We start from the raw sequence: 10,282 nt of genomic DNA on the forward strand, positions 1-10,282 counted from the left end.
CCACGGGGTAGTTTGTGGGCTCCGACAGGACTTTCAGGAAGGTTGGCCGTGGCTGCTGATCTGTCGCAGATCGTGAAGGCGTACGACGTGCGCGGTGTCGTCCCGGACCAGTGGGACGAGTCGCTGGCCGAGCTGTTCGGCGCGGCCTTCGTCGAGCTGACCGGCGCGGGCGCCGTCGTGGTCGGCCACGACATGCGGCCCTCGTCCCCGGGTCTGTCCGGCGCCTTCGCGCGCGGGGCGGCGGCCCGTGGCGCCGACGTGACCGAGATCGGCCTGTGCTCCACCGACCAGCTGTACTACGCGTCCGGCGCGCTCGACCTGCCGGGCGCGATGTTCACGGCCTCGCACAACCCCGCGCGGTACAACGGCATCAAGCTGTGCCGCGCGGGCGCCGCCCCGGTCGGCCAGGACACCGGCCTGGCCGAGATCCGCGCCCTGGTGGAGCGCTGGAGCGACTCCGGCGCCCCGGAGCCCGCGTCCCGTCCGGGCACGGTCACCCGGCGCGACACGCTCGCCGACTACGCGGCCCACCTGCGCTCCCTCGTCGACCTCAGCTCCATCCGGCCCCTCAAGGTCGTCGTCGACGCGGGCAACGGCATGGGCGGTCACACCGTCCCCACGGTCTTCGCCGGCCTGCCCCTCGACCTGGTGCCGATGTACTTCGAACTGGACGGCACCTTCCCCCACCACGAGGCCAACCCGCTCGACCCGGCCAACCTCGTCGACCTCCAGCAGCGCGTCCGCGAGGAGGGCGCCGACCTCGGTCTCGCCTTCGACGGCGACGCCGACCGCTGCTTCGTCGTCGACCAGAACGGCGACCCGGTCTCGCCGTCCGCCGTCACCGCCCTCGTGGCCGCCCGCGAACTGGCCCGCAACGGCGGCGAGGGCACGGTCATCCACAACCTGATCACCTCCTGGTCCGTCCCGGAGGTCGTGCGGGAGCACGGCGGCACACCGGCACGCACGCGCGTGGGCCACTCCTTCATCAAGGCCGAGATGGCCAGGACCGGCGCCATCTTCGGCGGCGAGCACTCCGCGCACTACTACTTCCGCGACTTCTGGAACGCCGACACCGGCATGCTGGCCGCCCTCCACGTCCTCGCCGCCCTCGGCGAGCAGGACGGCCCGCTGTCCGCCCTGGTCGCCGCGTACGACCGCTACACCGGCTCCGGCGAGATCAACTCCACCGTCGACGACCAGCGGGCCCGCCTCGCCGCGATCCGGGCCGCGTACGAGGGCCGCGACGACGTCACCGTGGACGAGCTGGACGGCCTCACCGTCACGACGGCCGACTGGTGGTTCAACGTCCGCCCTTCCAACACCGAGCCGTTGCTCCGCCTCAACGCGGAAGCCCGCGACGAGGCCACGATGACCAAGGTGCGGGACGAGGCACTGGCGATCATCCGGGCATAGCCGCCGTCGGGCAGTGGTGCCGCCCTCTCGCCGCCGCTGCGGGCAGTCGTGCCGCTGGGGCGGCCCGGGTGGGCGCAGCGGCACCCCGTAAGCGCCGGGCCGCGCGTCCCTCCCAGCACCAACGCCGGGTTCAACGCCAGGTCACCCGCACGAGTCTCGCCCCGGCGGTACCCTGACCAGCACATCCACACAAGCCCCACCGCCCCCGAAGGGAACCCCCATGCCGCTCGAAGCCGGCCTCCTGGAGATCCTCGCCTGCCCCGCCTGCCACGCCCCCCTCAAGGAGCAGGACGCGGAGCTGATCTGCACCGGCCAGGACTGCGGCCTGGCGTACCCGGTGCGCGACGGCATCCCCGTCCTCCTCGTCGACGAGGCCCGCCGCCCCGAGTAACCGCCGGCCAGGCCACCGGCAACCCGGCGACGACCCCGCGCAATCGAACGAACGCCCCGGCGATCGGAGACCTGCCGCCATGCTCGACGAATCGCTCCTCGACGCCCCGGAGCGCCTCACCGAGGCCGACCGCCGAGGTCTGCTCCGCGGCGCCGCCGAGGCCGGTGCCCGCGTCCGCACCGCCGCCCGGCACGCCGCCGAGGCCGGCGTCGGCAGCCTCAAGCCGGACGGCCGCCCCCGCGCCGTGCTGATCGCAGGGCCCGGCGCCGCCGCCACCCACGCCGCCGACCTCCTCGGCACCCTCGCCGGCGCGGGCAGCCCCGTCACCCGCCTCGCCCCCACCGGCGTGGCCCCCGCCGCGGGCGCCCTGCGCTGGGAACTGCCCGGCTGGGCCGGTTCCGTGGACCTGCTGCTGATCGCCACCCCCGACGGCGCCGAGCCGGGCCTGTCCCTGCTCGCCGAACAGGCCTACCGCCGGGGCTGCACGGTCGTGGCCGTCGCCCCGGCCGGCTCCCCGCTCAACGATGCGGTGAGCACCTCGCGCGGCCTGTTCATCCCGATGGCGACGGCGCCGTACGACCACGACGAGCCCCTCGCCGGTGCCGCCCCCGGCGTCCTGTGGGCGCTGCTCACCCCGCTCCTCGCGCTGCTGGACCGCACCGGCCTGCTCGAGGCGCCGCCCGAGGCCGTCGACAAGGTCGCCGACCGCCTCGACGCCGTCGCCGAACGCTGCGGGCCCGCCATCGTGACCTACAGCAACCCCGCCAAGACGCTGGCGTCCGAGCTGGCCGAGTCCCTCCCCGTCGTCTGGACCGAGGGCACCTCCGCCGGACCCGCCGGCCGCCGCTTCGCCGCCGCCCTGGCCGAACTGTCCGGCACCCCCGCGGTCGTCGCCGAGCTGCCCGAGGCGCTCGCCGCGCACAGCGCCCTGCTCGCCGGCCGGCTCGCCGCCGGAGCCGACCCCGACGACTTCTTCCGCGACCGCGTCGAGGAGCCGGCCGCCCTGCGCGCGCGCGTGGTGCTGCTGCGCGACCGTCCCAGCGGCGGACTCACCGCCGCCCCCAACGCCCGTGACCTGGCCCTCGGCCACGACACGCCGATCAGCGAACTGGAACCGGAAGCGGGCGCTGAGCTGGAGACCCTCGCCGAACTGATCGCCATCACGGATTTCGCCGCCGTTTACCTGGCGCTCGCCTCGGGAGCCTGACCCCGGCGCACCATCCCCACGCACCCGCACGCACCGGCAGAGAGAGCTCATGGACCGCCTCGACAACACCGTCCGCCCCTACGCCTGGGGTTCCACCACCGCGATCCCGACCCTCCTCGGGACCGAGCCGACCGGCGAACCGCAGGCGGAGATGTGGATGGGCGCCCACCCCGGCGCCCCCTCCCGCACGGGCCGGGGCACGCTCGCCGAGGTCGTCGACGCCGACCCCGAAAAGGAACTGGGCGCCGCTTCGGTGGCCAGGTTCGGTCCCCGGCTGCCCTTCCTCCTCAAGCTCCTCGCCGCCGGCGCCCCGCTCTCCCTCCAGGTCCATCCCGACCTCGCCCAGGCCAGGGCCGGTTACGAGGACGAGGAGCGCCGGGGTGTCCCCCTGGACGCCCCGCACCGCAACTACAAGGACGCCAACCACAAGCCCGAACTGATCTGCGCCCTCACCGAGTTCGACGGCCTGTGCGGCTTCCGTGCCCCGGCCGACACGGCCGACCTGCTCGACGGCCTCGGCGTCGCCTCCCTCAAGCCGTACGTCGACCTGCTGCGCGCCCACCCCGAGGACGCCGCCCTGCGCGAGGTCCTCACCGCGGTCCTCACCGCCGACCCCGAGGAGATGTCCCACACGGTCACCGAGGCCGCGGCCGCCTGCGACCGCCTCGGCGGCGTCTACCGGCCGTACGCCGACATCGCCCACCACTACCCGGGCGACCCCGGCGTCCTCGCCGCGATGCTCCTCAACCACGTCCGGCTCCAGCCCGGTGAGGCCCTGTACCTCGGCGCCGGCATCCCGCACGCCTACCTCAACGGCCTGGGCGTCGAGATCATGGCCAACTCCGACAACGTCCTGCGCTGCGGCCTCACCCCCAAGCACGTCGACGTCCCCGAACTCCTGCGCATCGTCCGCTTCGAGGCGGGCGACCCCGGCATCCTGCGCCCGGAGGCGTCCCCCGACGGCGAAGAGGTCTACGACACCCCGATCGACGAGTTCCGCCTGTCCCGCTACGTCCTGCCGGAAGGGTCCGGCGCCCACGACCTCACCCTCCCCGCCCCGCAGATCCTGCTCTGCACGGCGGGCACCGTACGGGCCGGCGAACACGAACTCGCCCCGGGCCGCTCCGTCTTCGTCCCGGCGCACGAAAAGGCCGAAGTGTCCGGAACCGGCACGCTCTTCCGGGCCACCGTGCGCGTCTGACCGGCGCCCGACGGGGCATCCGGCACGTCGGGGCCCACACGGGCTGCAACAATGGCGCACCGCAAAGGAGGGGCAAAGGCCGGTCACCCACCGACCGCGCCCACCGGCGCACGGACGCAGACGAAGCAGATGCAGACGAAGCAGACGCAGACGAAGCGGACGCAGTCGAAACAGACGCAGGCGAAGGGACAACGCGACACATGAGCGCGTCAGGCGGAACCAGGGCGATCGTGGCGGCACTGCTCGCCAACCTCTCGATCGCGGCAGCGAAATTCGTGGCGTTCCTCTTCAGCGGATCGTCGTCGATGCTCGCCGAGTCCGTGCACTCCCTCGCCGACTCCGGCAACCAGGGCCTGCTGCTCCTGGGCGGCAAGCGCGCCCAGCGCCAGGCCACCCCGCAACACCCCTTCGGCTACGGCCGCGAGCGCTACATCTACGCCTTCCTCGTCTCCATCGTGCTCTTCTCGGTCGGCGGCATGTTCGCCGTCTACGAGGGCTACGAGAAGATCAGGCACCCGCACGAACTGGAGCACTGGTACTGGCCGGTGGGCGTCCTGGTCTTCGCGATCATCGCCGAGGGCTTCTCCTTCCGGACCGCCATCAAGGAGTCCAACCCGCTGCGCGGCAAGAAGTCCTGGAAGGAGTTCGTCCGCCACGCCAAGGCGCCGGAGCTGCCGGTCGTCCTCCTGGAGGACCTCGGCGCCCTGGTCGGCCTGATCCTCGCCCTCGGCGGTGTCGGCCTCGCCCTGCTCACCGGCGACGGCGTCTGGGACGGCATCGGCACCCTGTGCATCGGCATCCTGCTCATCCTGATCGCGCTCGTCCTCGCCGTCGAGACCAAGTCCCTGCTGCTCGGCGAGGCCGCGGGCATCGAGGCGGTCCAGCAGATCGAGTCCGCGATCGTCGCCGGTGACACGGTCACCGGCGTCATCCACATGCGCACCCTCCACCTGGGCCCCGAGGAGCTGCTCGTGGCCGCCAAGATCGCCGTCCGCCACGACGGCACGGCCACGGAGATCGCCTCCGCGATCGACGCCGCCGAGTCGCGCATCCGCGAGGCGGTCCCGATCGCCCGCGTCATTTACCTGGAACCGGACATCTACAGCGAGTCCGAGGCCGCCAAGGGCCCCGACCCCGAGGCGACCCCCGGCGGCCCCACCACCTCGCCGGCCGCCCACTGACCGACGGGCCCACCACCGTCATCACCCTGCGTGAACGTCCGGAAGTGTTCGGAGGCGGACTGGGGACGGCGGGCGCCCGCGGTGTAGCTTGGGACGGAGCCAGACGTCGCTGCTGATGGCGGTCGGGCGGTCCAGGACGGACCGGCCGAGGGAGAGAGGGCCTCCGACGGACTGCGCTGCGCGCACGCGGGCATGCCTGTGTCCTCTTCTGGGCACCCCTGTGTCCGCCGCCGCGCAGGTCAGCCGTACCCACCTCGACCCAACCCGAGGAGCAGCCCGTAATGACGACTGTCGACAACCGACAGGACTTCAAGGTCGCCGACCTCTCCCTGGCCGCGTTCGGCCGCAAGGAGATCACTCTCGCCGAGCACGAGATGCCGGGCCTGATGGCGATCCGCAAGGAGTACGCCGAGGCCCAGCCGCTCGCCGGCGCCCGCGTCACCGGCTCCCTGCACATGACCGTGCAGACCGCCGTGCTCATCGAGACCCTGGTCGCCCTCGGCGCCGAGGTCCGCTGGGCCTCCTGCAACATCTTCTCCACCCAGGACCACGCGGCCGCCGCCATCGCCGTCGGCCCGAACGGCACCCCCGAGGACCCGCAGGGCGTCCCGGTCTTCGCCTGGAAGGGCGAGACCCTCGAGGAGTACTGGTGGTGCACGGAGCAGGCGCTGACCTGGCCGAACACCCCCACCGGCGGCCCGAACATGATCCTGGACGACGGCGGTGACGCCACCCTCCTGGTTCACAAGGGCGTCGAGTACGAGAAGGACGGCAAGGTCCCCTCGGTCGACACCGCCGAGTCCGACGAGCACCGCGTCATCCTCGAACTCCTCACCCGCACGGTCAGCGAGAGCCCGCAGAAGTGGACCCAGCTGGCGTCCGAGATCCGCGGCGTGACCGAGGAGACCACGACCGGCGTCCACCGCCTGTACGAGATGCACCGCGACGGCACCCTCCTGTTCCCGGCGATCAACGTCAACGACGCGGTCACCAAGTCGAAGTTCGACAACAAGTACGGCTGCCGCCACTCCCTGATCGACGGCATCAACCGCGCCACCGACGTGCTGATCGGCGGCAAGACCGCCGTCGTCTGCGGCTACGGCGACGTCGGCAAGGGCTGCGCGGAGTCCCTCCGCGGCCAGGGCGCCCGCGTGATCATCACCGAGATCGACCCGATCTGCGCGCTGCAGGCGGCGATGGACGGCTACCAGGTCACGACGTTGGACGAGGTCGTCGACAAGGCCGACATCTTCGTCACCACGACCGGCAACAAGGACATCATCATGGCCTCGGACATGGCCAAGATGAAGCACCAGGCCATCGTCGGCAACATCGGCCACTTCGACAACGAGATCGACATGGCCGGCCTCGCCAAGACCCCCGGCATCGTCAAGGACGAGGTCAAGCCGCAGGTCCACACCTGGACCTACCCCGACGGCAAGGTCCTCATCGTCCTCTCCGAGGGCCGCCTGCTGAACCTGGGCAACGCCACCGGCCACCCGTCGTTCGTGATGTCCAACTCCTTCGCGGACCAGACCCTGGCCCAGATCGAGCTGTTCACCAAGCCCGACGAGTACCCGACCGACGTCTACGTGCTGCCCAAGCACCTGGACGAGAAGGTCGCCCGGCTCCACCTGGACGCCCTCGGCGTCAAGCTGACCACGCTCCGCCCGGAGCAGGCCGAGTACATCGGCGTCAAGGTCGAGGGCCCCTACAAGGCGGACCACTACCGCTACTGAGTCACCGGTTCCTCCGAGGCAGGCCCCCGCACCCCCGTGCCGGGGGCCTGCCCCATTGGCGCCGCGACCGCATCAGCGACCGGACCAGCCCGTCACCCTCCAGGACACCCATGCCCCGCGGCCGTTATTCGCTCCACGATCCGCACGACCACACCCCCCTCGCGGAAGAACACTTCCAGTGCGCCCCCGGCCCGTCCGGCTGGCGCTACGTCTCCCGGCTGACCACGCCCACCGGGGACCACCACGGCTCCGTCGACCTCGCCCTCGACGAACTCGGCCGCCCCATCCGCCTCGAACTCCACGCCGCCGACTGGCAGGTACGCGGCGCCGCCATCGACGGCGTCACCTGGGTCCGTACCGACCCCACCGGAACCCACGCCACCGAAGGCAATGCGCGCGCCCACGCCTTCACCGGCACGTCCCCGGCCTTCCTCGTCGCCGTCACCCGTCTCCTGCGCCTCACCCCCTCCGCATCAGCCACCCGCGTACGCCTCGTCGCCCTCACGGACCCGGTCCTCGCCCCCCGCACCGTGGACCAGTCCTGGGCCTTGCTGAACAGAGAAGCACACGCCACTGACAACGGCCCCCTCACCGTGGACGAATACCAGGTCACAGCCCTGGACACGGGCGAGCAGCACTCCGTGCACCTCGCCGGCGACGTCGTACTCGCGGCCCCCGGCGTCGAACTGGAGGACCTGGAGACACCACCGTCCGTGTTCCCGTGAGCGGGAGCCGGGCGCGGGGTGCCCGTGCCTACGCGGGAGGCACGAACCCGGTGCCCGAGCGGCCGTCCGACGGCACGTCCCGCGGCACCTCAGGGCGGCCCCCCGGTGACGTGGCGGAAGGCTGTGCGGTCGGTGGAGCAACCGGCGGGGGAGGCGGGGCAGCGGGAGCAGGAGCCGCCGGTGCCACCGGCACCGACGCGGCAGCCCCGTCAGCCGCCTGAACGCCGCCGAACGCCCGCCAGGCCTCCCGTGCCTGCCTCTCCTGCAGCACCGCCGCCAGATACGCGGGCGGCGGGACCTCCCGCGGCACCGGAGCACCCGTACGGGCCGCCACATCGGCGGCGAGCCGTTCGGCCATGGCCCAGCCGACGCGCGGATCCAGCTGCCCCGTCCGCGCCAGGTACTGCCGGACGGCGAGCCACAGGTCGTCGGGCACCGCGGACAGGTCGAGATCCGAGAAACGCCCCGCCAGCCAGGGCGGAGGCGGCGGCATGAAGCCCGCCGACGAGAACGGCACCCGCTCCCGCACGACGAGCGTGCCCGCGAACACGTCGCCGAGCCGTCGTCCCCGCGCCGACACCAGCGAGGCGACACAGGCGATGACCCCGAGCGTCATGAGGATCTCGATCACGCCGATCAGGCCCCGCACCAGCGCGTGCCGGAACCGGATCGGCCCGCCGTCGTCCCGCACCACCCGCAGCCCGCACGCCATCTTGCCGAGCGACCGCCCGTGACTGAGCGTCTCCACGGCGATCGGTCCGCCCACCAGCACGAGGACGAAGGTCGCGATCGACAGCGCGGTCTGTGCCGCCACGTCCAGGGACGAGGTGGACGCCATCAGCGCGACGGTCACCGCCACATAGACGGCCACGGCCACCGCCAGATCGAGCAGGACGGCCAGTGCCCTGCTGGGCAGCCTCGCGGGGCGCAGCTCCAGCGCCACCGCCTCGCCCGTCACCAGCTCGCTCACGCCCGCCGTCCTTCCCCTGACTGCCCCCGTCCCCGCCAGTCTGCCAAGCTGAGGACGCACCGCGCCGCAGTACGACAAGCTGATCCACGACGAGCCGCCGACGATAGCCGAGGAGCAGGCACACCGATGGACCTCGACGTCTTCGTCTCCGCCCACCGCGCGGAGTGGGACCGCCTCGACGCCCTCCTCCGTCGGAGGCGCCGGCTGACCGGTCCCGAGACCGACGAACTCGTCGCCCTCTACCAGCGCACGGCCACTCACCTGTCCCTGATCCAGTCCAGCGCACCCGATCCCCAGCTGACCGGACGGCTCAGCCAGTTGGTGGCCCGCGCGCGCAGTGTCGTGACCGGCACCCGACGCGCCTCCTGGCGCGACGTCACTCGATTCCTGACCCAGCAGTTCCCTGCGGCCGTCTACCGGGCCCGCCACTGGTGGGTTCCCACCGCCCTCCTGTCGACCGCTGTCGCGGCCCTCCTGGGCTGGTGGATCGGCACCCACCCGGAGGTGCAGTCCACCATCGCCGCACCGAGCGAGCTGCGCGAGCTCACCCGCCCCGGCGGCCAGTACGAGACGTACTACTCGAGCAACCCGGCGGCCTCGTTCGCCGCACAGGTGTGGACGAACAACGCCTGGGCCGCAGCGCTCTGCCTCATCCTGGGCGTCTTCCTGGGGCTGCCCGTCATCTGGATCCTCTTCCAGAACATGCTCAACCTCGGCGTGGGCTTCGGCCTGATGTCGTCGGCCGGCCGCCTCGACACCTTCCTGGGCCTGGTCCTGCCGCACGGCCTGCTCGAACTGACAGCGGTGTTCGTCGCCGCGGGCGCAGGTCTGCGCCTGGGCTGGACCCTTGTCGACCCGGGGCCCCGTACCCGCCGCATCGCGCTCGCGGAAGAAGGCAGGGCCGCCATCGGCATGGCGGTGGGCCTGGCCCTCGTCCTGTTCGTGTCCGGCGCCATCGAAGGCTTCGTCACCCCGTCCGGCCTGCCCACCTGGGCCCGGATCACCATCGGAGTCGTCGCCGAGCTGGCCTTCCTCGCCTACGTCTACGTCCTGGGCGGCCGGGCCGTGCGCGCCGGCGACACGGGCGATGTCGAGGCGGCCGAACGCAGCGCCACGGTGCCCACAGCCGCCTGATGTGCAACCACCCCCGGCGAGCTGCTACTGTCCTCTTCGTTCCCGCCCGAGCCGTTGACACGGAGCGAGCGGGGAGGTAGATTCGAACAGTTGCCTGGAGACGGGTTCACCCCAGAGGGCAACAGCGAACATCTACTAGCTTCCACGAATCTTTGAATTCAACGAAGCACTCTCCCGATGAATCGGAAACGAACGGCCGGTAAGACCGGCTCGGAACTTCTGATAAAGTCGGAACCGCCGGAAAGGGAAACGCGAAAGCGGGAACCTGGAAAGCACCGAGGAAATCGGGTCGGAAAGATCTGATAGAGTCGGAAACGCAAG

General features: G+C 71.9%; 9 protein-coding genes. 8 read left to right on the forward strand and 1 reads right to left on the reverse strand.

The window, feature by feature from the left end:
* Positions 1-48: 48 nt before the first annotated feature.
* From ACZ56V_RS33465 to ACZ56V_RS33495, 7 genes are all read left to right on the forward strand, one after another.
* Positions 49-1,413: a phosphomannomutase/phosphoglucomutase gene (locus ACZ56V_RS33465; RefSeq protein WP_468947383.1), complete on the forward strand. Its 1,365-nt coding sequence runs from the start codon at positions 49-51 to the stop codon at positions 1,411-1,413.
* Positions 1,414-1,633: 220 nt separating this feature from the next.
* Positions 1,634-1,804 (forward strand): Trm112 family protein, encoded by a 171-nt coding sequence (locus tag ACZ56V_RS33470; RefSeq protein ID WP_007450268.1) that lies wholly within the window; start codon positions 1,634-1,636, stop codon positions 1,802-1,804.
* A 79-nt stretch (positions 1,805-1,883) separates the two neighbouring features.
* Positions 1,884-3,011: an SIS domain-containing protein gene (locus ACZ56V_RS33475; RefSeq protein ID WP_398915788.1), complete on the forward strand. Its 1,128-nt coding sequence runs from the start codon at positions 1,884-1,886 to the stop codon at positions 3,009-3,011.
* Positions 3,012-3,060: 49 nt separating this feature from the next.
* Entirely contained in the window at positions 3,061-4,212 is a 1,152-nt protein-coding gene (manA, locus tag ACZ56V_RS33480) for a mannose-6-phosphate isomerase, class I (RefSeq protein WP_468947385.1), read from the forward strand.
* A 200-nt stretch (positions 4,213-4,412) separates the two neighbouring features.
* Positions 4,413-5,393: a cation diffusion facilitator family transporter gene (locus ACZ56V_RS33485; RefSeq protein ID WP_468947386.1), complete on the forward strand. Its 981-nt coding sequence runs from the start codon at positions 4,413-4,415 to the stop codon at positions 5,391-5,393.
* A 281-nt stretch (positions 5,394-5,674) separates the two neighbouring features.
* Complete coding sequence (ahcY, locus tag ACZ56V_RS33490; protein ID WP_398915794.1) at positions 5,675-7,132, forward strand: adenosylhomocysteinase; 1,458 nt, start codon at positions 5,675-5,677, stop codon at positions 7,130-7,132.
* A 110-nt stretch (positions 7,133-7,242) separates the two neighbouring features.
* Positions 7,243-7,857, forward strand: a complete 615-nt coding sequence (locus ACZ56V_RS33495; RefSeq protein WP_398915796.1) for a hypothetical protein — start codon at positions 7,243-7,245, stop codon at positions 7,855-7,857.
* Between the two features lie 28 nt (positions 7,858-7,885).
* On the opposite strand, the gene ACZ56V_RS33500 is transcribed toward ACZ56V_RS33495, so the two are convergent.
* Positions 7,886-8,827 carry an RDD family protein gene (locus ACZ56V_RS33500; RefSeq protein WP_468947388.1) on the reverse strand — a complete coding sequence of 314 codons (942 nt, stop codon included), beginning with the start codon at positions 8,825-8,827 and terminating at the stop codon, positions 7,886-7,888.
* Between the two features lie 126 nt (positions 8,828-8,953).
* Between ACZ56V_RS33500 and ACZ56V_RS33505 the strand changes: the two genes are divergently transcribed.
* A complete protein-coding gene (locus tag ACZ56V_RS33505) occupies positions 8,954-9,961 on the forward strand; it encodes a stage II sporulation protein M (protein ID WP_398915800.1) in 1,008 nt (335 codons plus the stop codon).
* Positions 9,962-10,282: the final 321 nt, after the last annotated feature.

Source organism: Streptomyces sp. NPDC034099 (genome assembly GCF_055575415.1).

Excerpts from the sequence above, each read along its gene's own strand:
- ACZ56V_RS33470 (WP_007450268.1), top strand. The coding sequence starts at position 1,634 with ATGCCGCTCGAAGCCGGCCTCCTGGAGATCCTCGCCTGCCCCGCCTGC.
- ACZ56V_RS33475 (WP_398915788.1), top strand. The coding sequence starts at position 1,884 with ATGCTCGACGAATCGCTCCTCGACGCCCCGGAGCGCCTCACCGAGGCC.
- manA (WP_468947385.1), top strand. The coding sequence starts at position 3,061 with ATGGACCGCCTCGACAACACCGTCCGCCCCTACGCCTGGGGTTCCACC.
- ACZ56V_RS33485 (WP_468947386.1), top strand. The coding sequence starts at position 4,413 with ATGAGCGCGTCAGGCGGAACCAGGGCGATCGTGGCGGCACTGCTCGCC.
- ahcY (WP_398915794.1), top strand. The coding sequence starts at position 5,675 with ATGACGACTGTCGACAACCGACAGGACTTCAAGGTCGCCGACCTCTCC.
- ACZ56V_RS33495 (WP_398915796.1), top strand. The coding sequence starts at position 7,243 with ATGCCCCGCGGCCGTTATTCGCTCCACGATCCGCACGACCACACCCCC.
- ACZ56V_RS33505 (WP_398915800.1), top strand. The coding sequence starts at position 8,954 with ATGGACCTCGACGTCTTCGTCTCCGCCCACCGCGCGGAGTGGGACCGC.